This is a genomic window from Kocuria rhizosphaericola, from assembly GCF_044462205.1.
In the GTDB taxonomy this organism is placed as follows: domain Bacteria; phylum Actinomycetota; class Actinomycetes; order Actinomycetales; family Micrococcaceae; genus Kocuria; species Kocuria rhizosphaericola.
On record NZ_JBISWK010000163.1, the window covers coordinates 45,917 to 71,841 of the forward strand.

Sequence of the window (25,925 nt, forward strand, 5' to 3'; positions counted from 1 at the left end):
GCCGACAGGCGGGACGCGGCTAGCGCAGGGGCACGGCGAGAAGGCGCTGCTCCCGGCGCACGAGCGCCACACCGCCGTGCTCGTCGGTGCGCAGCAACGGAACGCCGCTGCGCTCGAGGTGGGCGAGGATGGACGGGTGCGGGTGACCGTAGTCGTTGCCGCGGCCCACGGAGACGACGGCCAGCCGCGGGTCGGCGGCGTCGATGATGCCGGTGCCCCCGTTGCGGGCGCCGTGGTGGGAGACCTTGAGGACGTCGACGTCCACGAGCGGGCCCGCGGTGCGCACGAGGGCTCGGGCACCCTCCTCCTCGAGGTCCCCGGCGAGCAGCCAGGAGGTGGTCCCGCCGTCCGCCCCGGTGAGCTCGGCGCGCAGCACGAGGGAGGCGTTGTTCTCGTCGGAGGACGACGGGTCGCTCCAGCGCCCCGGTGCGGTCGGCTCGGGGGCGAGAACGGTCAGGCGCAGCCCGCCCAGCGTCCGGGTCTCGCCCGGGGACGGGCGGCGGGCCGGGGTACCGGGCAGGGCACGGGTCAGCTCGTCCGGCGGGGCGGCGGCCGCCGTGGCGTACCAGACCTCGCCGATCCGCCCGTGCCGGGCGAGGGCGGGCAGGCCGCCGGTGTGGTCGGCGTGGGCGTGGCTGAGGACCACGAGGTCCAGGTGCTCGACCCCGCTGCGCCGGAGGCACTGTGCCAGGGCGTGCGGGTCGGGGCCGGTGTCCACGAGGACGGCCCGCCCGGGCGCGGTGCGCAGGAGCACGGCGTCGCCCTGGCCCACGTCGCACAGCACGGCCTCCCACGCCGGGGGCGGGCGGTGGGCGTCCACGGCGGCGCGCACGGCGAGCAGCACGACGACGAGCAGCACGGCCGCGGCGGCCGCCGTGCGTCGGTTCCGGCGCCGGCGGGCCTGCACCCGCCAGTGCTCCTCCGGGACCGGGGCCGGGGCGGGGCCCTCGCGCAGGGTCCCGGCAGACGGTGCGGGGCGCCGGCGGCGCACGTCGAGGGCGTGCACGGCGAGCAGGGCCGCCGCGCTCGCCAGGGTCATCAGGAGCACGCCCGGCAGGCCCTCGGGCCACGGGGCCAGCGCCCCGGGGGCCCCGGCGAGTGCCCGGGCGGTCCCCGCGACCAGCCGCGCGCCCACCGCGCCCACGCCCAGGGGCAGCACGGCCGCCGCGGCACCCGTCCCGTCGGGGAGGTTCAGCAGCAGCAGCCCCGCGAGGCCGCACACGGTCACCACCGGCACCAGCGGGGCGGCGAGCACGTTGGCCGGCAGGGCGTACACGGGCACGGCGGGCTGGAGCAGCACGAGCACCGGGGCGCACCACAGCTGGGCGGTCGCCGGGATCGCGACCGCCACGGCGAGCACGTCCGGGACCCGGGTGCCCAGCCACCGGGTGAAGGGCCGGCCGCTGACCACGATCCCCGCGGTCGCCAGCACCGACAGGACGAAGCCGTACTCGGCGGCGAGCGCGGGCCGGACGACGACGAGGGCGATCACGGCGCCCGAGAGGGTCGCCAGGGACACGGCCGTGCGCCCGGTGAGAAGACTGAGGGCGGCGAGTCCTCCCATCACCGCGGCGCGCAGCACCGAGGGGTCGGGACCGACGAGGAGCACGAACGCCGCCAGGGCGCCGAGGCCGACGGCCAGGCAGGTGCGCCGTCCGGCGCCGAGGGACAGGGCCGCGTGCCCGGCGAGGGCCGTGACGAGCGCGCAGTTGGCGCCGGAGACGGCCGTCAGGTGGGTCAGGCCGGTGTCCCGCATGGCCTGCTCGAGCTCCGGGCCGATCCCGGCGCGCTCGCCGAAGGTCATTCCGGGCAGCAGCCCGGCGGCGTCGGGGCCGAGCCCGGCCGTGGCGAGCACGAAGCGCTCCCGGACCTGCTCCCGCGGGCGGGGCTCCTCCGCCGGGAGGTCCGCCGGCGGGGCGGCGGCGCGCAGCACCGGAGGGCCGGGGGCCGGCGGGCCGGCAGTGAGCACCGCGGTGATCCGCCGGCCGGGGACCAGTGCGGCCCACCCGGGCCCGTCGGCGAAGACCGTGGCCGTGACGTCGACGGGTCCGCCGCGGCCCCGGTGGGTGACCCGTTCGAGGCGCAGTTCGAGGACCACGCCGGTGCGGTCCTCGTGGGCGGTGCCGGGGGCGGGGGCCGCCCACCGCCGGGGCGGCTCGGCCACCTCGGCCGTGACGGCCAGCGTCCCGCCCGCGGCGAGGGCCTCCCCGAGCGGGCCGTGGGTGGTCTCGTGCCGGGCGGCGGTGCTGCTCAGCAGCACGGCCGTGACGGCGAGGGCGCTCAGGGCCACGGCCGACCACGGCACGGCCCGCCACGCCCCGGGAGCGCCGGACCGACCGGGATGGGACCTCCCCCGCCGGAGGACGCGGGCCGCGGCGAGGACCAGGACGGTACCGAGCACCAGCGCCGCCAGGTAGAGCACCCCGCCGGCCGCGGCCCGTTCCGGCGGCAGGCGGACGGCGAGCAGTCCCGTGAGCCAGGCGCCCAGGGCGGCGGGGACGAGCCGCAGGTCCCACGTGCGTCCCGGGGCGCGGGCGTCGCGGTGCTCCTGGTGCTCCAGGGCGCGGGCCCACCAGGCGACGGGATGCCTCACACCGTCACCAGCGGGACGAGCGCCTCCATCAGGGTGGGGCCGATCCCCGGCACGGCGTCGAGGTCGGCGACGGCGGCGAAGCCGCCGTGCTGCTGCCGGAACTCCACGATCCGTCCGGCCAGCACCGGGCCGACCCGCGGGAGGGCCTCCAGTTCCGCGGCGGTGGCCGTGTTGAGGTTCAGCGGCGCGGCCGGGGCCGCGCCGTCCGGCGGCGCGGGCCCGGGCGGCGCCCCCGGGGCCCCGGGCGCGGGTGGGACTCCCGGGGCCGCGTCCGTGTCGGGGACGAGAACCTGCTGGCCGTCCGTCACGGGGGCGGCCAGGTTCACGGTGTCCGTCACAGCGGCGTCCGTGAGTCCTCCGGCGGCCTCGACCGCGTCGACGACCCGGGCCCCGGCCTCGAGGGTCACGACGCCGGGGCGGGCCACCTCCCCGGTCACGTGCACGTACAGCGTCGACCCCGCCGAGGGCGTCGGCGCGGCGGACGGTCCCGGCAGGACCGTGCCGGTTCCGGGCTCGGCACCGGCAGCGATGTCCGCACCGGTTGCGCCGCTGTGCTCGGTGCCCTCCCCGGTGCCGCCGCCCAGCTGCGCCTCGGCGAGGACGGGCCGCCCGGCGGTGTCCGGGGTGCCGCCGCCGTCCCGGCCGGGCGCCAGCACCGTCCAGGCGAGCCAGGCGAGCGCGGCCAGGGCGATCAGCAGCAGCGTTCCCGGGACCCGGGTCCGGGCGGCGACCTGCCGGCGGTGGGCGGGGGGCGTCCCGGACGGCGCGGTTCCGGGCGCTCGGATCTGCCCGGGCGCCGCGGGACCGGTCTCGGCCAGCAGCGCCGCCAGCCGTTCGGCGCCCGGGGCGGCACCGGGCGCGGCCGGGCCCCCGGTGCCGGGCGCCGTGGCGGGTGCGGGCGGGGAGGTGGTCGCCCGCCGTCGGGCGTGCGGCACGGAAGCGGTCATGCCCCCCAGCTCACCCCGCCCGGGCGGGTGCCCGTCCCGGTCTAGGCCCCGCTGGGGACGCGTGCGGGGCGGGTGGGCGCCTGTGCAGCCCGGACGCCGGGCCGCCCCGGCGAGACGTGACCCATCAGCGGCACGGCCGCTGCCGCTCCTCGTCGCCCGGGGCGCTGCCACGACCGGGAGCACCCGCACGCGGAGGCGAGGGGATCCGTCGTCGTGCTCCCTGCCGCGGGAGCCCCGGCTCAGGCCACGATGTTGACGAGCTTGGGCGCGCGCACGATCACCTTGCGGATCTCGGCGTCGCCCAGCTGGCGGCGGATCGTCTCCGAGCCCAGGGCCAGGTCGCGCAGGGCGTCCTCGCCGATGTCGGCGGGCACCTCGAGCCGGTCCCGGACCTTGCCCTTGATCTGCACCACGGCGGTGACGGTGTCGTCCACCAGCAGCTGCGGGTCGACCTCGGGCCAGCCGGCGACGACGACGGACCCCTCGTGGCCCAGCGCGTGCCACATGTCCTCGGCCGTGTACGGGGCGACCAGCGACAGCAGGACCGCGACGGCTTCCGCGGCCTCGCGCACGGCCGGGTCGGCGGGCCCGCAGCCGGAGTCGATGGCCTTGCGGACCACGTTGACGAGCTCCATGGTCTTGGCGATCACCACGTTGAACTTCGCCGCGTCCAGCAGCTGGGCGGCGTCGTCGACGGCCCGGTGGGTCGCCCGCCGCACGGAGACGTCCCCGGCGGCCGGGTCGGCCCCCGGGGCGGAGGCCACGTCCTGGGCCAGGCGCCAGGCCCGGGCCAGGAACTTCTGCGAGCCCTGCGGGGAGACGTCGGCCCAGTCCACGTCGTCCTCCGGCGGGGAGGCGAAGACCATGGTCAGGCGCACGGCGTCCACGCCGAACCGGTCGAGCTGCTCGCCCAGGTCCACGCCGTTGCCCAGGGACTTGGACATCGCCCGGCCGCCGTTGAGCACCTGGCCCTGGTTCAGCAGCGCCTTGAACGGCTCGGTGAAGTCCACCAGACCCAGGTCGAAGAGCACCTTGGTGAAGAAACGGGAGTAGAGCAGGTGCAGGATCGCGTGCTCCACGCCGCCCACGTACTGGTCCACGGGCAGCCACTTGCGGGTCTCCTCGAGGTCGAACGCGGCGTTCTCGTCGTTCGGGGAGGCGAAGCGCAGGTAGTACCAGGAGGAGTCCACGAAGGTGTCCATGGTGTCGGTGTCGCGCTGGGCGGCGCCGCCGCAGGCGGGGCACTCGACGTTGACCCAGTCCTCGGCCGCCGCGAGCGGGGACCGGCCCTTGGGCGCGAGCTGCTCGCCGCGAAGGTCGTCGGGCAGCCGCACGGGCAGCTGCTCCTCGGGCACCGGCACCTCGCCGCACGCGGGGCAGTGCACGATCGGGATGGGCGCCCCCCAGAAGCGCTGGCGGGACAGCAGCCAGTCGCGCAGCCGGAAGTTGACCTGGCGGTTGCCCGTCCCGGCGACCTCGACCAGCCCGATGGCGCGCTCGATGGCCTCGTCCTTGTCCAGCCCGGAGAGCTCGCCCGAGTTGATCAGGGTGCCCTCGCCCGTGGTGGCGGTCCCGGTCGCGGCGGGGTCCTCCTCGCCGGTGTCCAGGACCGCGCGCACGTCCAGGCCGAAGGTGCGGGCGAAGTCGAGGTCGCGCTGGTCGTGGGCGGGCACCGCCATGATCGCGCCGGTGCCGTAGTCGGCCAGCACGTAGTCCGCGGCCCACACGGGCAGCTTCTCGCCGTTGAGCGGGTTGACGGCGTGACGGCCCAGGAACACCCCGGTCTTCTGCCTGTCGGTGGCCTGGCGCTCGATGTCGGACAGCGCCTTGACCTGCTCGCGGTAGGCGGCGAGCTCCTCGGCGTGCTCGGGGGCGACGATCTCCCCGGCCAGCTCCGCGTCCGCGGCGACCACGAAGAACGTGGCGCCGTAGAGGGTGTCGGGGCGGGTCGTGAACACGGTGACCTCGCGGTCGGTCCCGCCCGCGCCGGCGCCCTCGATGGCGAAGCGCACGTGGGCGCCCTCGGAGCGCCCGATCCAGTTGCGCTGCATGGCCAGCACGCGCTCGGGCCAGTGCCCCTCGAGGGCGGTCATGTCCTCGAGCAGCCGGTCGGCGTAGTCGGTGATCTTGAAGTACCACTGGTTCAGGGCCTTCTTGGTCACCGGCGTGTGGCAGCGCTCGCACGCCCCGTTGACGACCTGCTCGTTGGCGAGCACCGTCTGGTCCTTGGGGCACCAGTTGACCGGCGAGTTCTTCCGGTAGGCCAGGCCCTTGGCGTGGAACTGCAGGAACAGCCACTGCGTCCACCGGTAGTACTCGGGGTCGGAGGTGTGGATCTCCCGGGACCAGTCCGCGCTGATCGCGTAGCGCTGGAAGGAGGCCTTCTGCGTCGCGATGTTGGCGTAGGTCCACTCCGCCGGGTGGGCGTCGCGCTTGATCGCCGCGTTCTCCGCGGGCAGCCCGAAGGAGTCCCAGCCGATCGGGTGCAGCACGTCGTAGCCGCGCTGGCGCCAGTACCGGGCCACCACGTCGCCCATCGCGAAGGCTTCGGCGTGGCCCATGTGCAGGTCGCCCGAGGGGTACGGGAACATGTCCAGGACGTAGCGGCGCTCCCGCGAGCCGTCGTCGACGGGCGCGTAGACCTGCTGCTCCGCCCAGAACGACGGCCACGCCGCCTCGATGGCGCGGAAGTCGTACCCGGTGCTCTCGGTCGTGTGCTGCTGTTCGGTCACGGTCCTCGCCTTCGCGGTCGTGGACCGCCGCCGGCCTTCGGAACGGGCGGCGCGCGGTCGCGTGGCCGGCACCCGGGCATCACGGATGCCCGGCGGTGCGCCGACGGTGGTGGAATCCGTCCCATCCTAGCCCAGGGCCGCCCGGCGTCCGGGCCCGCAGCCGCTAGCATCGACAGCGGGCCGGGACGCACCGGGCGTCCGGCGGGCCCGCAGGGAGGAACCATGGCGGCAGCGACCGGCGCGCGGCACGGCGCACCGGAGGGCGGCGAGCGCACCGGCACGGGGATCGGCGCCGACGTGCCGGGCAGCACGGTGCAGAACCCCTGGGCCGAGCGGCGCAGCGTGGTCCTGGACGGGCACAAGGTGCGCTACTGGTTCTACGACGTCGACCGGGCCCCCAAGCCGCTGCTCGTGCTGGTCCACGGGTTCCGCGGCGACCACCACGGCCTGCAGCTGATCGCCGACCGGCTGCGCGAGCGCTACCACGTCGTCGTCCCCGACCTGCCCGGTTTCGGCCGCTCGGAGCCCTTCCCCGACCGCCCCCACGACATCGCCGGGTACGCGGACTTCCTGCGCGCCTTCGTCGAGGCCCTCACCGACGGCGCAGTGGACGACGGCGCCGCGCACGGCGTCGCCGTCCTGGGCCACTCCTTCGGCTCCGTGGTCGCCGCGCACTTCGCCGCCGCCCACCCCGCGATGGTCGAGCGGCTGGTGCTCGTCAACCCGATCTGCGAACCAGCCCTGGAGGGCGGGCAGGCGCTGCTGAGCCGTCTGACGGTGAGCTACTACCGGCTGGGGCGGGCCCTGCCCCGGCGGCTCGGCCGCCGACTGCTCTCCAGCTGGCTCGTCACGGACGCGATGAGCGCGGTGATGACCAAGTCGCAGGACCCCCGGGTCCGCGGCTACGTGCGCCACCAGCACCGGGCGTACTTCTCGGCCTTCGCGGACCGGGACGTGCTGCTGGAGGCCTACGAGGCCTCGGTCTCGCACACGGTCGCGGAGGTCGCGATGCAGCTGTCCATGCCGACCCTGCTGGTCGTGGGCGCGCAGGACGAGCTGGGCTCGGTCGCCGCGCAGCGGACGATGGCGTCCTGGATCCCCCGCCACCGCCTCGAGGTCCTCGACGGAGTGGGCCACCTCGTCCACTACGAGGCCCCCGGGCGCACCGCCGAGCTGGTCCACGACTTCCTGTCCTCGCCCGCTCCCGAGCCGTCCCCCGCCCCGGACGGCGAGCCGCCCGCGCTGCACGCCCAGGCGCCCCCCGCCGGCGACGCGGCGCCCGACACCGCGCCGTTCACCGGGCTGCAGCGCGTCGTGCGCCGAGGACACCGCGAGCGCCGGGAGCACCGAGGGCGCCGCCGGTGAGACTGCTCCTGGACGCCCGCTACACCCGCCTGGGCCGCCACGACGGGATCAGCCGCTACGGGGCAAGCCTGGTCGAGGCCGTGGCCGGTCTCGCCGGCGGGACCGCCGGGCTGGACGTGGCCGTGCTCGTCAGCGATCCCCGCCAGCTCACCATGCTGCCGGACGTCCCGCACGTCACCGGCCCCTCCCCCGTGTCCGCCGCCGAGGCCGCCACGGCGCTCGTGCTCAACCGGTACGCGCCGGACGTCGTGTTCTCCCCCATGCAGACCATGGGCTCCGCGGGCCGCCGGCACGGGCTGATCCTCACCCTGCACGACCTCATCTACTACGACCACCCGCAGCCGCCCGCGGACCTGCCCGCCGCCGTGCGCGCGGGCTGGCGGCTCTACCACCGGGCCTGGTGGCCCCAGCGGGTCCTGCTGGACCGCGCCGACGCCGTGGTGACCGTCTCGAACACCACCCGAGAACTCATCGCCGCCCACCGGCTCACCCGCCGTCCCGTGCACGTGGTGCCCAACGCCCCCCAGCCCGGCTCCGTGCTCCCCGCCGGGGCGGCGCTGGAGCGGCTGCCCCGGCGCGGGCGGAAGCTGCTCTACATGGGCTCCTTCCTGCCCTACAAGAACGTGGAGACCCTGCTGCGCGCGGCCGGGCGGCTCCCGGATCACGAGCTGCACCTGCTCTCCCGGATCTCCCCTGCCCGCCGGGCCCAGCTGGAGGCCCTCGTCCCTGACGGGGCGCGGGTCATCTTCCACGACGGGGTGGACGAGGCCGAGTACAGCGCCCTGCTGGCCGAGGCCGCCGCCCTGGTGCACGCCTCACGGGCCGAGGGCTACGGGCTGCCGATCGTGGAGGCGCTCGCAGCGGGCACCCCCGTGGTGTGCAGCGACCTGCCGATCTTCCGGGAGGTCGCCGGGGAGGCCGCCGCCTACGCCGCGCCCGACGACGACACCGGGTTCGCCGCCGCCGTGCGCGCCCTCGAGGACCCGGCCCGGGCCCGTGCCCGGGTGCTGGCCGGCCTCGACCGCGCCCGGGCCCACTCGTGGGAGGACTCGGCGCGGGAGCTGCTGGCGGTCGCCGGCGGGGTGCACGAGCGCCGCACCCGGCGCCGCTTTCGCTAGCTCGGCCCCGCGGTGGGGACCGGGCCCACGGATCTGTGCCGGGAACGGTTGGTGGTGGTTCTCGGCGGAACACCCCGCTTCGAGCGCTCCCGGGGACGGACCCGGCCGGCTCCGAGGGATGCATGGCCCGGCTGCGCATCCACGGGCTGGGACCAGCCGTGGTATCCCTGCCCGCCGGTGCCGGGGCCCATGATCCGGTGACCGAGGCCCTGGACGTCCTCGGCGTCGAGGGCAACCGCGGTCGCCTCACGCTGGCCCCCCATCTGCACCGGGAGATCCACGAGCCCGACGCCCCGACCCCGTCCTCCCCCACCAGTGGCACGACCTCGGCCCCGACCCCATCCTCACGGACAAGGGTGCGTGGCCGAGATGATGCGCCACCCGCTCCACCTCGCCGCAGCCCTCCTGCTGTGCGTGTTGCCGCTCGCCGCCTGCGGCTCGCCCGGCGAGGCCCAGCGCAGGCCCCAGGAGCCACCGTCTCTGCCGAGCCGCCGCAGCCGGGCCAGAGCACTGTCGCCGCCCCGGACGACGCCAACCGCACCGATGTCGACGCCACCGCCGACGTCACCGCCGGAATACTCGACTAATGTGACACCGCGACCGACCGCAACGCGGCAGGCGCCCAGCGGCTCACGACCGCCCGGCACCAGGGTTGCAGCGCCCCACCATCCCCCCGGTCCATGGAGACGTCGATCTGGACATCGCTCATGACAAGGCCATCCGCGCCTTCACCGTGGAATGGACCTGGGCGGCCCGCGACGAGGCCACCGTTCACGGCCCCTGCCGTCGGCGGATCACCCTTTATCTCGAGGAGCACCACGGCCAGTGGGAGGTGGTCGGGCACCAGCCCCGCGGCATGGGTGACGCCCAGTAAGACCGGATCTCGTTCCTGATCCACTGTGCACCCTGTCGTGGCCGGGGTGGATGCCCGTAGGCAGCGTGGGACGAGTTCTCCCCTCTGTGTCTGCTCGTCCTGTCCCTTGTCCGGCCATATCCGATGCCGTCCCTCGGCATAGTGAGCGCATGACTCTGCTCGACCGTCCCCTGTCGTACCCGCAGGTCGGCGCGACCGCCGGGCAGTTGCCCGACGAGTACAACCGAATGAGGGTCCATCGAGTCATCGGCCACGGTGAGTCGACGTTCCGCCGCGCCGCGGAACGCCTGATGAGCTGGCAGATGCACCGAGCAGCCGGCCTGACCGTCGAGGCCACCACACCCCGCGTCGAGCAGGACAGCCGTGTTCGCCTGCGCCTGGGGTGGCATCTGCTGCGGATCTCCTTCGGATGCCAAGTTATCTACGTCGTGGAGGAAGAACGCCGGCGAGGCTTCGCCTACGGGACCCTGCAGGGCCACCCGGAGCAGGGTGAGGAGAGGTTCTGCGTGGAATGGCGGGAGGATGACGCCGTCGTGTTCACCTTCACCGCCTTCTCCCGGCCGGGCACATGGTGGTCCCGCATCCTTGCGCCGATCAGCCATCTAATGCAGCCGCGATACACCCACCGATATCTCCACGCTCGGTAGCGCCCTTTCGAGCACCGGCGAGTGTGCGCCACAGGAACCCCTGCAGCATTGCGATGAGTAGGGTCCGAGCATGCCGACGGAGTTCTCGTTTCCGGGCATCGCCGGGCGAACTCACCAGATCAGGCCGAAGAGCAGCGCCAGAGCACCGGCCGCAGCCAGGATGCCGGCCAGAACAAGGGGAATCCGGGAGAACCTCCGGTACTCCCGGGCGTAGAAGTCCTCCAGCTCCTCGCTGTACCTGCCCTCGTTGCGCAGAACGAACGTCTCCAAGACCGGGCCCACGAAGACACGGGTGACGCAGAGATACAGGACGAGCTCCATCGCTGCGCCCAGCAGGAGACCGTAGGCGAGAAAGTCGGGGAACTCCTGCACCCGGTCATACATCATCCGGGGCGGCATGATGACGGCGAAGACCGCCACGAACAGGGACGGGCCCCAGATCATCACCCGGGCACCTTCGACCGGCCGCTCCACCGGCACCTCAGGGTCCCGGCTGTGGCCAGCGCGCGGTGGTGCCGGCCTGGCCCAGCTCTTCACGATGATGGTCAGCACAAACACGGCGATGATGGCGACCAGGCCAATGTCCAGGAGTGCCATGGGTACTCCTTCATTGCTCTCAGAGCATTTCGAGGGCCTGACCCGTTCTTACTGCTTGGTACATCCTGACACCGCGAAGTGCCCAACTCAGCGGGGACGTTCTCGCTCCATTCCCACGGCATGCCACGGCCGGTCATCCACCTCGGTGCTGCGCACCCGACCGGTCTGTCGGAACCTCAGGCTCTCGTACACCCGGCGAGTCGAGACGTTGTGCGCATACACCCCCAGCCTCATGGCCGGCAGGTCCGTGATCGCGAAGCCCGTGCGCACCGCCGTGCTGATCAGCTCCCGCCCCGGACCGCGCCCTCGAGCCGCCGGGTCGAGGAGGACGCAGCCCAGCCGCATCAGGCACGTGTCGGGATCCACGAGCAGGGAGGCGTGACCGACCGGGGCCCCGAATCCGGGTCCGGTCCGGTACCGCCGCTGCTCATTTTGCAGGTAGCGCTCCAGCTGCCCTCGGTCCATGGGCCAGGTGGACGTGCGCCCGGACCACAGCACCATGTCCGCCTCGGACGGCACCAGGCGCAGGAGAAGATCCAGATCGGCCGGGACGGTCTCTTGCAGGCGCATGCCCTCATGCTGAGGACGCCACGGTCAGCGGTGGTGCTGCCGCCGATCAGGCCCCCTGTGCAAGGTCGAACGCAAACCGAAACCGGGCGGCATCCCCCACGACAGAGACGTCAACGCCTTCGAAAGACCCGGCACCGCCGGCCCTCGGCCAGGACCTCTTCGACAAGGTCCAGCCCTGCATCCTCGAGGACTCGCTGCGAGGCGATGTTTTCCGCGAATGCCCCGCCCAGACCGACAGACCCAACGCATCACCGATGCCGAGGAGTTCGATGACCACATCGGGAGCCAGGCCACGTCCCCACACCTCAGGTCGAAGCGCGTACCCGATCCCTGTCCGGACGGACCGTCTTCGGTGAAGAACAGGATCCGGCAGGGACGCCACGATCGTCTCGGAACACAGCGCCACGCGATCCTTAGGTGGTCCGAAGCCCGCGCTGATCCGCCGTTGGGCACTCAGCGGCTGGTCTCGTACCTGGTCAGCACCACGCCGTCGGGAAACGTCCGGGTCTCCACCAAGCTCAGGTGCACCCAGTGGTCCAGGGCTGTGAAGAACGGTGTGCCGCCGCCCACCAGGACCGGATGGGTGACGATCGCGTACTCGTCGATCAGACCGGCCCGCATGGCCGCCGCGGCGAGTGTGGCACCGCCGATGTCCATCGGGCCGCCGTCGTCGGCCTTGAGCCGTGTGATCTCGGTGACCGCGTCGCCGGTGACCAGACGGGTGTTCCAGTCGACAGTGCTGATCGTCGAGGAGAACACCACCTTCGGCATGTCACGCCAGCGGCCGGCGAACTCGATCGCCGCCGGTGTGGCACCGGGTGGCTGGTCGGCGGTCGGCCAGTCGGAGCTCATCGTTTCCCACAGCCTGCGTCCGTACAGCGCCAGGCCCGTCGCGTCCACCCGGTCGGACCACCACTGGAACAGCTCGTCGCTCGGCACGCTCCAGCCGAGGTCGTCGCCGGGCGCGGCGATGTAGCCGTCCAGGCTCATGTTCATCGCGAAGGTCAGTTTCCGCATGCTGTCAACCTCCCGTGAGTCGGTATTCGGCGCACAGACCAGCACGGCGCGCAAGAATCATCGGTCAGGCCACACCGAGGGCCAGTTGAGCACCGAGCCCAGCAGATGCTCCGAACGGAAAGGAACCCTTACCGCAACGCTGTCAGCCGCCCAGCCCATCGGCCCCTCGCCGTCCCGGATCAATTGCCCCGAACTTCGGCATGCAAGACGCTTGGATATGACCAGCTGGACCGTAGACGGAAGGCAAAGCCGATCGCTATGACCACTGCTCCGTTGACAAGCACCAACCACGAGTACTCAGGTCGAACGATCTCACCCAGCAGCGTGCCCAGCAGAACGGCAACCACCGTCATGAATGCCTCGATGCTGCTGCAGGCGATCACCCCCGTGGCAGTTCGCACTTCAGAATTGGATGGCAGGGACCTGGACCTGGCGGCTGAGGCAAGCGCCCGCTTCCACTGCGCCCTGCCGACATCGTCGAGTGGTGGACGCGGCGCTCGGGTCAGGCGATGGAGGATGACGAGTAGCCCGAGGGCGGCTAGGAAGGTCAGCAGCTCCCACGGCGTCCGGAGGGTCTCAGAGGTGTCCCGGGGCGTGAACCACGCCAGGAGCGGAATGCCAAGGACGGCCACCGCACAGGCAGGCAGTGTGCGAACGACGGTCTGACGGGCTCTGGGAACCAAGGCGTCATCCTGTTGCGGAGTGTCGTCCGCTGCAACATTGGCATGTTGCTCCATCCTTCCAAACTACGGCCGGCGCACGTGGAAGTCTTGGCGCACATCAAGGGGTAGAAACCACCACAGAACTGCGTCCGGCAGCAACCCCAACTGCACCGGTGTATGCACAGCAACCGGCCAAGGCTGCAGTGGTGCTTGGCTTCGCGTTACGGGTCACGCCCCAGACGCTCGTCGAGTCTCTCCATGCGCTCTTGGTACTCCCGGTCGTACCCTGTGAAACCTCGCCAGTTGACCAGCGCAATTTGCCAGGAGACCAGGACGGCTCAGCGCCGTAGTCCAGTAGTCGCCCTCGACGATCACGACGACCACCATGGCCCGGAACCAGAGGACACACACGATCACGAAGCAGCCGCTAATCGCAGCCCTTCCAGTAGCCACTGTGCTCGCACCGGGCCATATGTGAAGCGCCCCTTCACCGACGAACGCGTGTAGATGTCAGAGGGCTTGGCGCCGTGAGCACTGGCTGGGCTCGGCGGACGGATGCGTTCCCGAGAGCTGGCTCCCGGTCATTCCCCCGGGCACTGGCGTTGCGCGGAGGCCTGGTAGTCGGGGACCGGCCGGGCCTGGGCCTCCTGGAGTGTCTCGGCCACGCCGTTGCGTTCGATGTCCTCGATGAGCCAGTCCATCTCATCGATCTCCCGCCGCTGGGCCTCGCTGATCTCCACCGCCAGTTCGCACACCCGCACATCGGCCAGTTCGGCACGTTCGGACCGGGTGATGGCCAAGGAGTGGTGCGGGATCATCGAACTCATGTACGCGGTGTCCTGCACCGTGGTCTGGCTGCGGTCCAGGAACGCTCCCCCACCCAGCAGCAGGAGGCTGGCCACCACCACGGCCACGTTGGCCCTGGTGTTCTTGTACATGTTCAGCATCCAAGCGAGCATGATCAGGCCCATGGTCCCGCCCATGGCCAGCGTCATGAACAGCCGGTTCTCGCTCCAGCGCACATGACTCCACTCCCAGGAGCCGATGAACATGACCGCGTACATCACCACCATCGCGGTCAGGATCATCGCCCCGAAGCGCCAGTACATCTTCATGCCCCCGTGGGACTGGTGCCCGCTCTGCTGATCGCCGCCGTGCTGGTTCTGGTCCTGCTGGTGCTCGTGGTTCTGATCGTTTCTGGTGCTGGGCACGGAACTCCTCCGTTCTGCCGGTGCTGGGCTCGGCGCGGCAGCGTGGCACCGCCGGCCATGGTCTACAACCGACAGTAGTCCGCCGGTTGCTCCGGCTGGGTGGGAGGCGATGAAGATTCAGCGAAGATCTACGGTCCCGCACCCAGTGAGCCCAAGGCAGGCGTGCGCCTGGCCTGTCATGGGCCGGGCTGGTCTTCCCGTATGCGGGCGATGTCCTGTGCGGTGTAGGTCGTCGCGATCTGCGCGTCGTTGCCCCCGCCCAGGACATTGCGGAATTTCAGGCCCCGCAACCGTGCCCCGGGCACGGGGCGGTAGGTGGTGCGCCCGTCGGAGACCGGCCGGATCCCTGCCCCGTAGCGCACGGTGATCGCGTGCAGCCACACGTCATCGGCCATCGGGGCGCACTCGGTGAACCCGGTCCCGGCCTCTCGCAGGGCATCGAGCACCCGTGGTGGGTAGAGCACCCCGGAGACACCAGTGGGGAAGGTGGCGAATGAGGCTTCCGGGGTCGCCCCGGGGGTCCACTGGGCGTAGGGCAGGATCGCTCCGTCGGCCAGGGCCATCCGGTGGGCGCGGTAGGTGATCACCTCCTCCGGGTGTCCCTCGTGGGCCTCGAGCAGGTCTGCGAGCCAGGTCTTGCCGTAGAGCACGTCGTCGTCGGCGATCACCAGCGGCACCTGGTGGTGTTCGACCGAGCAGACGTAGGGGTAGTACTTCTTGTGCGGGCCCCAGTCCCGGGTGAGCCGCATCTCCAGGCCGCGCCGGACCAGTGCCGCCAGCGGTTCGGGTGGGTCGGCGACGGTCTGTGCGTCTTCCAGCCACAGGATCAACCGTTCCGGACGCACGGACCCGCGCGCCATGGCCTCCACGACCCAGTGCACGGTGCGGATCCGGCCCCCGTAGGAGGTCAGGCTCACGACCACCGGGGCCTCCCCGGTCACCGGTCCGGTGGCGAAGCGGCTGCGGCAGGCACAGTAGAGCACGCCAGGGCCGGCCACGGCCGCCTGCACCCACCCCCGCACGAGTTGCCGCACCCAGACCCACCGCACCAGGTGACGCAACCTACGGCCCAGAGCTCGCACCGGCACACGCGGCGACACCCTACGCACAGACACTCCCCCACCCGACAACAAGATCCGCCCAGCCTAGCCAGGACTGCTCACCGAGCTTTCCCGATTCCCCGGCCCGCTCCTTGCCCCGTTGGCGCGAATGCATTCGTGGACACCCGAATGGCTGACCCCGGCCGGGACCGAAACCGTTCCGAGACCAGAACTGTCCACTGCCGTGGCGCATGCACCGTTCACCGGACAGGCCCCGGTCATTCATCTGTGAAGCGCCAGAGGCACTCCCACTGTCTCTTGCAACGTTTCTGCGACGAGTCCTACGTGGACGGAGGCGGGCAACGCCCGACCGAGTCATGGGACCGGCAGTCAGACGGCCGGCACGACGCTGATCCCGCCCTCCCGGAACGTATCGACGAACAGTGCGTGGTCGCGCCGGACCGTGGCAGCGTAGTCCTCGGCGAAGTCGACGAGGTCCTCGACGAACTCCTCCTCGCAGCCGTCCAGCACGTCCGTGATCGCGATCTCCGTCCGGAACGGCACGAGGTCGTGGTCGCCGTCCTCGTCCGTGGAGCAGTGGATCTTGGCCGTGGCCTGCCCGAGGTCCCGCAGGACGGGGGCGATCTGGTCGGGCTCGGTGTGGTCTCCCCACTCCAGGTCGAGCGTGTAGGGGGAGAGTTCGGAGACGACGAAGGCCTTGCCGTCCAGAGTGGTGTGGCCCAGGAGCGGGTCGGTGTGGGTCTGCAGCGACCGCTGGCTCACCACGGCGCGGTGGCCGTCGTCGGTGAAGAAGTCCCGCACCCGCTCGTCCGTCACGATCCGGCTGGGGGCGGCCGTCTTGGCCTGCTTCATGGTGAGCACGATGTCGTTCTCCTGGGCCTCGTCGAAGCCCTCGATGAGGAGGTTGTAGGCCGGCAGTCCCGCGCTGCCGATCCCGAAGCCCTTCTTCCCCACGATGGCCTTGACCTTGTAGAACACCCGGCGCCGGGCCCGATCGCCTTCCGGGACGGTGCCCAGGTAGTCCTCGAACGCCGCCTCGACCCTCCGGTGCTCCGCCGCGTCCAGGTGCCGGGTGGAGCCGTCCTCGGCGAAGTGCCGCTCGTAGGCGTCGATGACGGTCATCGACTCGAGGAACCGGGTCCGGCGGGCGGTCCGTGCGGCGTGCAGCACACCGAGGACGGCGCCCTCGGCGTTGTCCAGGTGGAAGGCGAAGTCCGCCTTCCCGTCCGCCACGTAGTCGTGGACCCGGTCGAGATAGGCCCGGAGGTAGGTCCGCACGAGGTCGCGGGCGACCTCGGACGGCAGCGCCTTCTGCCAGCACAGCAAGGACAGCGACGCCACGAAGCGGCGCAGGTCCCAGGAGAAATGCCCCACATAGGCCTCATCGAAATCGTTGACGTCGAAGGTCAACCGCCCCTCGCTGCTCATGTAGGTGCCGAAGTTCTCCGCATGCAGGTCCCCCTGGATCCAGACCCGGCTCGTGCGCTCGTCCGCCCAGGCATCCTCCAGTTCCCCCATGTCGGCGTAGAACAGTGCCGCGCTGCCGCGGTAGAACGCGTACGGGTCCGCCGCCATCTTCCGGAACCGCGTCCGGAACGCGAGCGGGTTCGCGTGCATGAGGTCCTCCAAGGCCTCGACGAGGGTGTCCACGATGTGCTGCTGGCGTTCTTGGGGATCAACCATGCTCCCAACCTAATGACGCCGGCTGGGAACCGAGAAGGAACGCGCACCGGATTCGGGCTCAGCCCGGATGGAATCCAAGGGCCCCACCAAGGATCCGCCCCGTCGGGAAAGACGGCGGTGTTGGGTCCGGCGCAGTCGAGTCGGACACCGGGATCGGTGGGCTCGGGCGGGGCCCATTCGTTGCCGGAGGCGATGATCCGCGCGTTCTCGCACTCATGGGTCGACCAGGGCAGATCTGTGACATCGGGATGGCGTGCCCCAGGGCCTGAGAGCGAGAAGGACAACGCGTGCAGCGACCCGCACCTTGTGGAGCATGTTCTCACTGACATTGAGCCTGTGAGGCCTGTTGCAGAGATCCGGGAACACGCCTGCGCGCCGTCGAGCTGACATGCCGCCGGCAACCTTGAGCTCACATGGGCAATATCGACGTCCGACGACGTCGGAAGCGCCCAGGTGCGGTGTGCGCTCAGCCAGGATCCACGGACGTTGACTCAGTGGATCCGGGCTGAGCGGGAGCAGAGCGAGCCACGGCTCCATGCCAACTTGCGGTGCTGGCAGGCCGTGCGTCGCTGGCCCCGGTGTTGGCGGTCCCCCGGTCCGGGGCCGTAGCGTGGGCGGATGAGCACGAGAAGCAGAGCAGGATCGTGGGTTTTCCTCGCAGCGGTGGCCGTGGCCGTGGCCAGCGCCGTGTGGCTGGGGCTGATGCAGCGCTGGGACGGGATGCTGCGCTTCGCGGCGGTGACGGTGGTGCTGCTGCTGACCCGGAGGGCGAAGGTGCCGACCGGCTTCGTGGCGGCCTTCGCGGTGCTGGTGCTGTTGGCGATGTGGGGGTCCGTGCAACACTGGTACGCGCAGATCCCGCACTTCGACACGGTCGTCCACGTCCTGACTCCGGGCAGCCTGGCGGCGGTGTCCTACTTCCTGCTGGTGGACGCCGGACTGATGCCCGATGCCCGTCGGACGGGGCGCGCGGTCCGGGGTTGGGCACCGGTGCTGTGGGTGACCCTGGTCGGTTCGGCCGCTGCAGTGCTGTGGGAGTACTACGAGTGGGTGGTCGAGCAGATCAGCCCGCAGGGCATGCTGGTGGGCTACACGGACACCGTCGTGGACCTGTTCGCCGGAATGTGCGGCTCCCTGGTCGCCGGCCTCCTCGTGCTCCGCTGGGCGCGCAGGCACGCCGACAGTTGAACCACCCACGGCCGGTCGTGAGGCGATCGGGTCCCGCGGTCCCTCGGCGGATCTGCCCGCCGGCCCGGCCCTGGGCGGCCATGACGTAGTTCTCTCCCTCGAAGTCCGCGTACAGCTCGTCCTCCAGATCGATCCTGAGCGGTTCCTCGACCCCGACCGCCGAAAAGCTCTCTCGCATCATGCCGGTGATCTCCACGGACTCGCCTTCGGTCACCGCCAGGATCTTCTGCTCCTCGACAATGAGCAGGGGATCCGCCGGACCGGCGATGGCGAACGTCTCCGGGGACAGCGTCCGGCTCTCACTCTCTCGAGATCGTCACCTGCTGCACGAGGCAGGTCTCAGCCTCGTTGATGAACTCCTGGTTGTACTGGCCCTCCTGGAGGACCTTGTTCTCTTCCGTAGGGGTGTCTTCGGCGTAGAGGGCGGAGTTTTTCACGAGCTCACCATCGGCCGGGACCGAGTCGCCCTGGTTGCAGCGGGCCAGACCCAGTGCGTTCACAGCAGCCGGCGTCGCGTTCAGCAAGCGAGTGGGGCCTCGGTTGCGGATCCTCCTTCGTGCGCCTCCGGTGGTGCGGGGGAAACACCGGGTGGCCTGCGCGGCTGCCGGCGTCGGGATCCTCACGCCAGAGAGGACGGTGCGGCCACGGCAAGGCCGGCACCGCATCATGCGTTCCCGCCCGGAAACCTTTGACCTGACCCGGACCGCCCGAGCGGACGGGTGACTTTCGAGCCCTCCCCTTGCCGCGAGGTGAGTCGGCGCCTCTAGGGTGGGGCATGGCGACGGGCGAGGCAGCCCGCAACGATCCGAGGAGCAGTGCAGCGATGACCGACGTGACATCCTTCGACGGGACCCGGCTGGCGTTGAACACCTGGGGGCCCGCCGACGCCCCGATCGTCGTGCTGGTGCACGGCCTCGGGCTCTCCAGTGACTCGTGGGGGAAGGTCCCGGACCTGCTCGCCGCGGAGCATCGCGTGGTGGCCTACGACCTGCGCGGGCACGCCCAGAGTGGTGACGCCCGCAGCGGCGACTACTCCATGGAAGCCCATGCGAAGGACCTCGACGCGGTGCTGCGTGCTGTGGTCCCCGACGGTTCGGCCGCCGTGGTGGTGGGCAACAGCTTGGGCGGGGGCATCGTCGTCGCCCGCGCCCACCACTGCGGCAACGACCGTGTGGCCGGGGCCGTGTTCGCCGGCTCCGGCGGGTCCACCGTCACCTTCCCCGGCTTTCCGGCGCGCGGGTTGCCGGCACCGGTGCAGGCCGGCCTGCGCCTGGGTTGGATGAAGGTGCTGCGCACCGTCGTGCTGGTCGGCAAGCGGATCCGTTCTCTGGAGGTCCTCTCCGACCGGCTCATCCGCCAATTCGCCTTCACCTCCGATGCCCCGCGCGAACTCGTCGCCAGGGTGCGGGAGGACTTCCTCAACAGCCGGCCCCGTGCGCTGGCCCGCACCACGATGGCCAGCATCAGCCATGACGGCAGTCGGATGGCCCCGGCCCTGACGGTGCCCACCCTGGTCATCCACGGCAGTGCGGACCCCGAAGTGTCCGAGGAAGAACTGCGCAAGCTGATGGGGGCGCTGCCCGACGGAAAACTTCTCAGCCTTCCCGAGGAGGGCCACATGCTGCCCTTGACTCGACCCGAGCTTGTCGCCGAGCAGGTGGCAGGCTGGGTCGCCCACGTCCTCCGCGCGGAAGACCCAGGCGGCGGATGAGGCGCCAGACAGGCGGGCAGGCCGCCAGTGGGGTCAGCCTCCGCCGCGCCTGAGTGTTTCCTCGGCACGTCCGGCGTCGTCACACCTGAGACCATCACGGCCCGGTCACGTTCCCGGCCGGGTCCGGTCCGCTGGCGTTTCAACTGGTGAAACAGACCACTCAGGGTGCTTGCGGTCAGCCGGTCCACCGCAGGTTCGCGGCGCACCGGGCCCGCCACAGCAACTTCTCCAGGAGGCACCGGATGACGACCCGTGATCGACGCCCCACCGCCCGCACCGCCGCCGCAGCCCTGGTCGCCGTCGCCGGCCTGAGCCTGGCCGGCTGCGGCACCGACGTCGAGGACGTCACCGAGGGCGAGGTCCGGGAGTCCTCACCGGCCCCGGAGAACAACCCCACGGCCGGAGACACCTTCATCGGCAACTACGACCAGGGCTTCTACGACGACCGGGAGACCTACGTCCGCCGGGCAGTCACCCTCTCGGCAGAGGTCGGCCAGGTCATCGACGACGACGCCTTCATGCTCGCCGGCACCGCGGAATCCACCGTGGACCCGCTGCTGGTGCTCTACGCCATGGACCAGGTCGACATCGCGGAGGGCCAGGTCGTGGAGGTCACCGGCACCGTCCAGCAGGCTTTCGACCCGCCCACCATCGAGGACGAGAAGCAGAAGGACCTCGAGGACGAGCTCGACGCCGACTACGACCAGCAGCCCTATGTCGAGGCCCCGACGTCCAACTGATGCCGGAGGAGTAGAACCCCGATCGAATTGATGGTGCGACACCCCGTAGCGCAGAGCCGCCCCTGTCCGCACATGGACAGAGACGGCTCTGCGCTTCCAAGCGCTCATGCGGGACCGCCCGGGGCCGGGCGACCCGGCCGCCCCGATTCTCACTCCTGCTCGAGGATTTCCCCGCTGGTGGCCATGATGTAGGGCTCGCCCACGTAGTCGGCGTAGAGCTCGTCCTCCAGGTCGATCCCGAGTTCCTCCTCGGTGGCGGCGATGTCGAAGTCCTGGGCGACGGTGCCGGTCACCTCCACCACCTGCCCGTCGTCGAGGGGCGGGATCTCCTGCTCCTCGACGATCAGCAGGGGATCCACCGCGGTCCCGGCGGCACCGGCGATCACGAACGTGTCGGTCGACAGCGTCTCGGTCACCTCCGCGGAGACGGTGACCTCCTGGCCGGCGTAGGTCTCGCTCTCGTCGTAGAAGGCCTGGTCGTAGGGGCCGACGTAGCCCGTGCTCAGTTCGGCCTCACCGTCCTGCGGGGCCGGGGAGGACTCCAGGACCTCACCCTCGGAGATGTCCTCGACATCGGTGCCTTCCTCGGGGCCCTCGGTGTTGCACCCGGCCAGTCCGAGGCCGGCCACGGCGACGATTCCTGCGGCCATCGCCCGCGTGCTGCGTCGATCTCGTGTCCTCATGATGTGCCTCCTGAGTTGCGATCGTTTTCACCGAGGTGCTGATCGATCAGCGCCCCGGCCTGATGCCCATCGACCCTAAGGGAGCTGATCATCCTGATGCAAGGAACATCCCACCCTTCTGCGCGTCTTCCGACCGCACCGTGAGGGAATCGTTATGTCTCTCCAGGCGAGGCTGGGCCCGCGAAAGCCACCGTTCTTGCCGGCAACTGATCGCACTGGGGCGGATCTCCCCGGTCGCTTCGATCCCACCGGGGCGTGCCGCATGCGGGCCGTTCCTCCCGTGAGAGGTCGTGGGCAATAGAGCCGACGCGACCTGTGCAGGCCAGTTACTGACGACAGGGCATCGGTGACGTGGCGGGTGTCGAGGAGCCGGGTGACGGTGAAGACGGCGATGTCACCGGCGGCCGCACAACAATCGAGATCGTTGTGGCCGAAGGAGCCCACAGACCTCAGTCCACGTCCGGGCTCGCGGGGTGAGCGTTCTGTGGAGCACAGCCCGGCTACGGGGCCGCCCAAGCCGATGTGTCGAGCCCTACCGGAGTGGGCTCCACCGCGTGATCGGCGTGGAACAGGTCCTCGCCGATCCCGGGCCGGTTTCGAGGCAGCCCCGGGCGGGTCACTCCTCGGGCAAGGCCTGGACGTTCTCGGCGACCACGCCGAGGTCGAGCTCGCGTTCGACGAGGTAGTTGTTCTCGTCCTGGTCGAAGTCGAAGCCGCCCCAGGCCGCGGTGTCCGTGAGCACGATCTGTCGCACGGTACCGGTGACCTCCACACGGTCCCCGTCCTCGAGGCCGGCGGCGGCGGCATCGAAGCCCACCACGGGGGTGTCCTCATCACCGACCGTGAAGAGGTTGGGGCCGTGGACCTCGGTGACCTCGTTCTCGAAGGTCACCGTTTCGTTCAGCATGGCTGCGGCGGTCTCTGTGCCTTCGTCCTGGGCTTCCTGCACCGGAGTTTCTTCGGCGCATCCCACCATCAGTACGGAGGCGAAGGCGGCGGCGACCGGCCACGTTGCCAGTTTCTGTCCTCGGGTCCGCATCAAGTGCTCCTTCAGTCGATTCGTTCCATGGCTTCGCGACGTCGTCGCGGTTTTTGGTTTCCGCACGCACCAGGACCGTTGCCGGGCCGGGTCAGCGTCGTGGTCGGGGGCCAGTCGGCCTGCCGGGATCAGCTGCCGACGCCGGTGACCGTTCCGTCCTCGGCGTTGATCCCGACGTCGAGCACCTCGCCGGTGCCGGTCTCGTTGATCTGCACGACCCAGGTCAGCAGGCCGTTGATCTCTCCGAGGTCCCCGGCGCGGGCCAGCGTGCCGTCGACCTCGCCGAAGGCGGTCTCCACGGCCTCGGTGAGGGTGACGGTGGCCCGGTCCAGTTCGGCGACCTTGTCGTCGGTCAGGGCGATCTCCTCGCCCTGCTCGAGGACTTCCTCACCGTCGGCCGAGACGGTGATCTCGTGGCGGGTCTGCCCGGAGGCCACACCCACGATCCAGCTCTCACCCTCGGCCTCACGGTCCAGTTGCACGGCCCGGCCGTCCTCCACCGCACCTTCGGCGGTGGCGATGGCGGTGGCCGCACCGGCGGCACCGGCCACCGGATCGGCATCGGGTGATGCGGACTCGGTGGCCGTAGCGGAGTCGGTGGCCGCAGAGGTCGCTGTGGAAGTGGCGGACATGCCCTCATCGGGCGTACTCGTTCCGGTGGCCGTGGCGGTGGCGACAGGGCCCACGACCTCGGCCGTGGTGTCCTCCTCACCGCATCCGGTCAGGGCCAGAGCAGACACGGCCAGGACGGTCAGGACGGGACGTCGATAATCAGTAAGCTTCATCTTCCCCATGCTTGCCCATGTCAGCGAGCATTTCAAGGCATCGTCCTGCATCTCGGGGCGCGGTCGTCCGCGACCTCGACCTGCCATACGTCAAATTGCTGGGCAGTGCCTGTCAGTCTCCGGAACCGGATCCACAGCGGTTCCCCACCCCGGCGCAACCGGCTACGGTCGAATCCGTGAGTGGGCACCGGGTGCACCGGCTCGGACCCGGGTGCCGCGCCCATGACCGCCGTGTCCGGACGAAGGAGCGAGACCATGATGCATGTGCCATCGATGCTCACCAGCTACCCGAAGGACCTCGGGGAGGTGGACGAGGTGAAGCTGGCGGCTTGTATCGCCGCCTGCTTCGAGTGCGCCCAGACCTGCACGGCCTGCGCGGACGCGTGCCTGTCCGAGGACGCGGTGGCAGAGCTGACCCAGTGTGTGCGCATCAACCTGGACTGTGCGGATCTGTGCGCGGCCACCGGCAACGTGCTCTCCCGGCACACCGGCTACGACGTCAACATCAACCTGGCCGCGCTGCGGGCCTGCTGGATGGTGGCCAAGGCCTGCGCCGATGAGTGCGGAACCCACGCGGACCGGCACGAGCACTGCCGCATCTGCGCCGAGGCCTGCCGCCGGTGCGAAGTCGCCTGCATGGACCTGATCACCGCCCTGGGCTGATCACGGAGGCGGCCAGCACCGCCTCCCGGGGAACCGGCCCATGATGCGGTCCGTGTCCCCGCCGGCCCAGCAGCAGATCACCCGGGGCGGGGGGCAGCCCCTCGGCCAGCACCCAGTGCACCGCTTCGACGATGAGAAGGACCACCATGAACACCACCCACCACCGTCATCGCGTGCGGAAGCTGGCCGGCGCCCTGGCCCTGGCCACCACCGCCGCGGTGAGCACCGGCTGCGGCACCAGCAACACCGCGGAACCCGCCCCCGAGACCGAGTCCAGCCCGGCCCAGCCGGAACAGACCCCGGGTGAGCAGCCCACCGCCGCCTACACCGGGCCCTACGACGAGGAGTTCCGCACCGATGTGTCCTCCTACGCCGGGCAGCAGGTGAGCCTCACCGGGGAGGTCGCCGACCTGGTGCCCTCCCGCTCCGCCCTGGTCCTCACCGACCCCGAGAACCCGGACCTGGATCCGCTGCTGGTCAGCGCCCAGTACGCCTTCCCCGACGCGGAACAGGGCGCGGTCGTGGAGGTCACCGGCACCCTGGAGGCGAACTTCCAAGCACGGGTCGACCAGGACGACGTCGACAACGAGGCCGGGTTCTACGACCGCCACATCGGCCAGCCCTACCTGGACGAGGCCGCCCTCGAAGCCCGGTAGGCAGTCCGGCGCGGGTGGTGACCGGGCCGGGTCAGGCCCGGCGCAGTTCGACCGTCAGCAGCTGGGGCGGGGCGTTGATCCGCACGGGCAGCAGGCTGAACCCGATCCCGCAGGTCACATACATCTCGTTGCCCTCGGCACCGTAGCCGGGAGGGGCGAAGCCGTCGACCACGAGTTCCTCCTCCTCGGTCAGCCCCAGATAGGACCACTGCGACAGCAGGGGCAGGGCGATCTGCCCGCAGTGGGTGTGCCCGGCCACCGACAGCGGAGCAGTCCCGGGAGCCAGTTCGGGGAACGTGGTGGGATTGTGCATCATCACCAGCCGGGGGGCGGCCTCGGGCACGTCGTCGAAGGCCTCCTGAGGCGCGGCTTCTCCGACCGAGGACGGCCCCACCCCGACCAGGAACAACCCCGGCCCGGGTCCGCCCCCGGGAGCCGGCACGACGACCGCCTCGTTGGCCAGCACCTCGATGCCCCGGTCCTCGAAGGCCGTGGTGAGCTCCTCGACGGCCCCGACGGCGTAGTCGTGGTTGCCCATGGTCGCGTACACCGGGATCCCGGCTGCGGTCAGGGGCTCCAGCAACCGGGTCACATCATCCACCCGTTCCTGGATGCTGGCCTCGCTCTGGTAGAGGAAGTCCCCGGGCAGCAGCACCGCCGCCGGTTGCGCGGCCACGGTGGTCTCCACCACGCGCTCGATCATTCCGGTGTTGTCCCACCACATCCCGACCTGCAGGTCGGAGAACACCATCACCTGGGCCCCGGCCCACTCCGGGCCCAGCCCCGGGATGCGGGCCTGGATGCGTTCCTGGTCGAGGATCAGCCGCGGCTCGATCGCCACTCCGTAGCCGACCACGAGCAGGCCCAGGGCGACCACGACCGCCACCAGGCCCGTGAGGACGCGGCGAAGACGCCGGTGCCGGTGTCCCCGGCGGCCGGGAACCGCCTCGTCGTCCCGGGCAGCTGGGTGGGCCATCGGAGTCCTCTCGTGGGTCACCAGGGCGGCACAGGACGGCTCGGCGGCCGGTGAGCGGGGCTGCCGGTTCCGTCCCTCCTGGGCCTCCACCCTAACGGTCCCCACCGTGCCACCAGCGGTTCCTGTGCTCCTTCTTCGGGGGGACGGACGAACCGGCCGCGGCATGACGTGCGGCGAGAGGTGCTCCCACCGGACCGGCCCCCCACGTGCGGGACAGCATCGGCGGCTAGTGTGGCAGGACACAGTTCGATGACACGCCACCGCCACCGCCACCGGAGCACCGAGGAGCACGCCGATGACCCACCGCACCCAGACCCTTGCCGTGGCCGGCCTGACCGGGGCGCTGCTGCTGACCGGCTGCCAGGACGAGACCCGGCTGACCCAGCTGGACCAGTCCGGGGTCTCCA

23 protein-coding genes are annotated in these 25,925 nt (G+C 71.2%); 8 read left to right on the forward strand and 15 right to left on the reverse strand.

The annotated features are described in order from the left end of the window. Positions 1-19: 19 nt before the first annotated feature. From ACH9D2_RS16825 to leuS, 3 genes are all read right to left on the reverse strand, one after another. Positions 20-2,593, reverse strand: coding sequence for a ComEC/Rec2 family competence protein (locus ACH9D2_RS16825; protein ID WP_396363971.1), 2,574 nt, complete (start codon positions 2,591-2,593; stop codon positions 20-22). Then, positions 2,590-3,540, reverse strand: a complete 951-nt coding sequence (locus tag ACH9D2_RS16830; RefSeq protein ID WP_396363972.1) for a helix-hairpin-helix domain-containing protein — start codon at positions 3,538-3,540, stop codon at positions 2,590-2,592. Before ACH9D2_RS16830 ends, ACH9D2_RS16825 begins: the two co-directional genes overlap by 4 nt. A gap of 239 nt (positions 3,541-3,779) precedes the next feature. Next, positions 3,780-6,272, reverse strand: coding sequence for a leucine--tRNA ligase (gene leuS / locus ACH9D2_RS16835; protein WP_396363973.1), 2,493 nt, complete (start codon positions 6,270-6,272; stop codon positions 3,780-3,782). A 222-nt stretch (positions 6,273-6,494) separates the two neighbouring features. Between leuS and ACH9D2_RS16840 the strand changes: the two genes are divergently transcribed. The 3 genes from ACH9D2_RS16840 to ACH9D2_RS16850 all read left to right on the forward strand — a co-directional run bounded on the left by ACH9D2_RS16840 (position 6,495) and on the right by ACH9D2_RS16850 (position 10,276). Next, positions 6,495-7,637 (forward strand): alpha/beta fold hydrolase, encoded by a 1,143-nt coding sequence (locus ACH9D2_RS16840; RefSeq protein WP_396363974.1) that lies wholly within the window; start codon positions 6,495-6,497, stop codon positions 7,635-7,637. Further along, positions 7,634-8,755 carry a glycosyltransferase gene (locus tag ACH9D2_RS16845; RefSeq protein WP_396363975.1) on the forward strand — a complete coding sequence of 374 codons (1,122 nt, stop codon included), beginning with the start codon at positions 7,634-7,636 and terminating at the stop codon, positions 8,753-8,755. The genes ACH9D2_RS16840 and ACH9D2_RS16845 overlap by 4 nt, the downstream gene beginning before the upstream one ends. A gap of 1,023 nt (positions 8,756-9,778) precedes the next feature. Beyond that, a complete protein-coding gene (locus ACH9D2_RS16850) occupies positions 9,779-10,276 on the forward strand; it encodes a DUF1990 family protein (protein ID WP_396363976.1) in 498 nt (165 codons plus the stop codon). 111 nt (positions 10,277-10,387) lie between these two features. On the opposite strand, the gene ACH9D2_RS16855 is transcribed toward ACH9D2_RS16850, so the two are convergent. The 6 genes from ACH9D2_RS16855 to ACH9D2_RS16880 all read right to left on the reverse strand — a co-directional run bounded on the left by ACH9D2_RS16855 (position 10,388) and on the right by ACH9D2_RS16880 (position 17,077). Then, complete coding sequence (locus tag ACH9D2_RS16855; protein ID WP_396363977.1) at positions 10,388-10,873, reverse strand: hypothetical protein; 486 nt, start codon at positions 10,871-10,873, stop codon at positions 10,388-10,390. Between the two features lie 87 nt (positions 10,874-10,960). Next, entirely contained in the window at positions 10,961-11,443 is a 483-nt protein-coding gene (locus ACH9D2_RS16860) for a GNAT family N-acetyltransferase (protein WP_396363978.1), read from the reverse strand. A gap of 453 nt (positions 11,444-11,896) precedes the next feature. Continuing rightward, positions 11,897-12,460: a dihydrofolate reductase family protein gene (locus ACH9D2_RS16865; protein ID WP_396363992.1), complete on the reverse strand. Its 564-nt coding sequence runs from the start codon at positions 12,458-12,460 to the stop codon at positions 11,897-11,899. Between the two features lie 1,243 nt (positions 12,461-13,703). Next, positions 13,704-14,333 carry a DUF305 domain-containing protein gene (locus ACH9D2_RS16870; protein WP_396363979.1) on the reverse strand — a complete coding sequence of 210 codons (630 nt, stop codon included), beginning with the start codon at positions 14,331-14,333 and terminating at the stop codon, positions 13,704-13,706. 176 nt (positions 14,334-14,509) lie between these two features. Beyond that, positions 14,510-15,367: a hypothetical protein gene (locus ACH9D2_RS16875; RefSeq protein ID WP_396363980.1), complete on the reverse strand. Its 858-nt coding sequence runs from the start codon at positions 15,365-15,367 to the stop codon at positions 14,510-14,512. A 396-nt stretch (positions 15,368-15,763) separates the two neighbouring features. Continuing rightward, positions 15,764-17,077: a DUF2252 domain-containing protein gene (locus ACH9D2_RS16880; RefSeq protein ID WP_396363981.1), complete on the reverse strand. Its 1,314-nt coding sequence runs from the start codon at positions 17,075-17,077 to the stop codon at positions 15,764-15,766. Between the two features lie 618 nt (positions 17,078-17,695). Between ACH9D2_RS16880 and ACH9D2_RS16885 the strand changes: the two genes are divergently transcribed. Continuing rightward, positions 17,696-18,265 carry a hypothetical protein gene (locus ACH9D2_RS16885; protein WP_396363982.1) on the forward strand — a complete coding sequence of 190 codons (570 nt, stop codon included), beginning with the start codon at positions 17,696-17,698 and terminating at the stop codon, positions 18,263-18,265. 299 nt (positions 18,266-18,564) lie between these two features. On the opposite strand, the gene ACH9D2_RS16890 is transcribed toward ACH9D2_RS16885, so the two are convergent. Beyond that, positions 18,565-18,765, reverse strand: coding sequence for a hypothetical protein (locus ACH9D2_RS16890; protein ID WP_396363983.1), 201 nt, complete (start codon positions 18,763-18,765; stop codon positions 18,565-18,567). Positions 18,766-19,040: 275 nt separating this feature from the next. On the opposite strand from ACH9D2_RS16890, the gene ACH9D2_RS16895 reads away from it, so the two are divergent. Beyond that, positions 19,041-19,976 carry an alpha/beta fold hydrolase gene (locus ACH9D2_RS16895; RefSeq protein ID WP_396363985.1) on the forward strand — a complete coding sequence of 312 codons (936 nt, stop codon included), beginning with the start codon at positions 19,041-19,043 and terminating at the stop codon, positions 19,974-19,976. Between the two features lie 242 nt (positions 19,977-20,218). Then, positions 20,219-20,716 carry a hypothetical protein gene (locus tag ACH9D2_RS16900; protein WP_396363986.1) on the forward strand — a complete coding sequence of 166 codons (498 nt, stop codon included), beginning with the start codon at positions 20,219-20,221 and terminating at the stop codon, positions 20,714-20,716. Positions 20,717-20,865: 149 nt separating this feature from the next. Here ACH9D2_RS16900 and ACH9D2_RS16905 read toward each other — a convergent pair whose 3' ends face one another. From ACH9D2_RS16905 to ACH9D2_RS16915, 3 genes are all read right to left on the reverse strand, one after another. Then, positions 20,866-21,366: a hypothetical protein gene (locus ACH9D2_RS16905; protein ID WP_396363987.1), complete on the reverse strand. Its 501-nt coding sequence runs from the start codon at positions 21,364-21,366 to the stop codon at positions 20,866-20,868. A gap of 649 nt (positions 21,367-22,015) precedes the next feature. Beyond that, positions 22,016-22,306 carry a hypothetical protein gene (locus ACH9D2_RS16910; protein WP_396363988.1) on the reverse strand — a complete coding sequence of 97 codons (291 nt, stop codon included), beginning with the start codon at positions 22,304-22,306 and terminating at the stop codon, positions 22,016-22,018. Between the two features lie 260 nt (positions 22,307-22,566). After that, positions 22,567-23,223, reverse strand: a complete 657-nt coding sequence (locus tag ACH9D2_RS16915) for a hypothetical protein (protein WP_396363989.1) — start codon at positions 23,221-23,223, stop codon at positions 22,567-22,569. Between the two features lie 255 nt (positions 23,224-23,478). Here ACH9D2_RS16915 and ACH9D2_RS16920 point away from each other — a divergent pair, with 255 nt between their 5' ends. Further along, the gene (locus ACH9D2_RS16920) at positions 23,479-23,886 is read left to right on the forward strand and encodes a four-helix bundle copper-binding protein (protein ID WP_396362550.1); all 408 of its coding nucleotides are present in this window, start codon (positions 23,479-23,481) and stop codon (positions 23,884-23,886) included. On the opposite strand, the gene ACH9D2_RS16925 is transcribed toward ACH9D2_RS16920, so the two are convergent. Beyond that, positions 23,870-24,034 (reverse strand): hypothetical protein, encoded by a 165-nt coding sequence (locus tag ACH9D2_RS16925; protein WP_396362549.1) that lies wholly within the window; start codon positions 24,032-24,034, stop codon positions 23,870-23,872. The two genes, ACH9D2_RS16920 and ACH9D2_RS16925, sit on opposite strands and share 17 nt — an antisense overlap. Here ACH9D2_RS16925 and ACH9D2_RS16930 point away from each other — a divergent pair. Continuing rightward, positions 24,033-24,542 (forward strand): hypothetical protein, encoded by a 510-nt coding sequence (locus ACH9D2_RS16930; RefSeq protein ID WP_396362548.1) that lies wholly within the window; start codon positions 24,033-24,035, stop codon positions 24,540-24,542. The two genes, ACH9D2_RS16925 and ACH9D2_RS16930, sit on opposite strands and share 2 nt — an antisense overlap. Positions 24,543-24,573: 31 nt before the next feature. Here the strand turns inward: ACH9D2_RS16930 and ACH9D2_RS16935 are convergent, their stop codons facing one another. Next, positions 24,574-25,518 (reverse strand): metallophosphoesterase, encoded by a 945-nt coding sequence (locus tag ACH9D2_RS16935; protein WP_396362547.1) that lies wholly within the window; start codon positions 25,516-25,518, stop codon positions 24,574-24,576. Between the last annotated feature and the right edge of the window lie 407 nt (positions 25,519-25,925).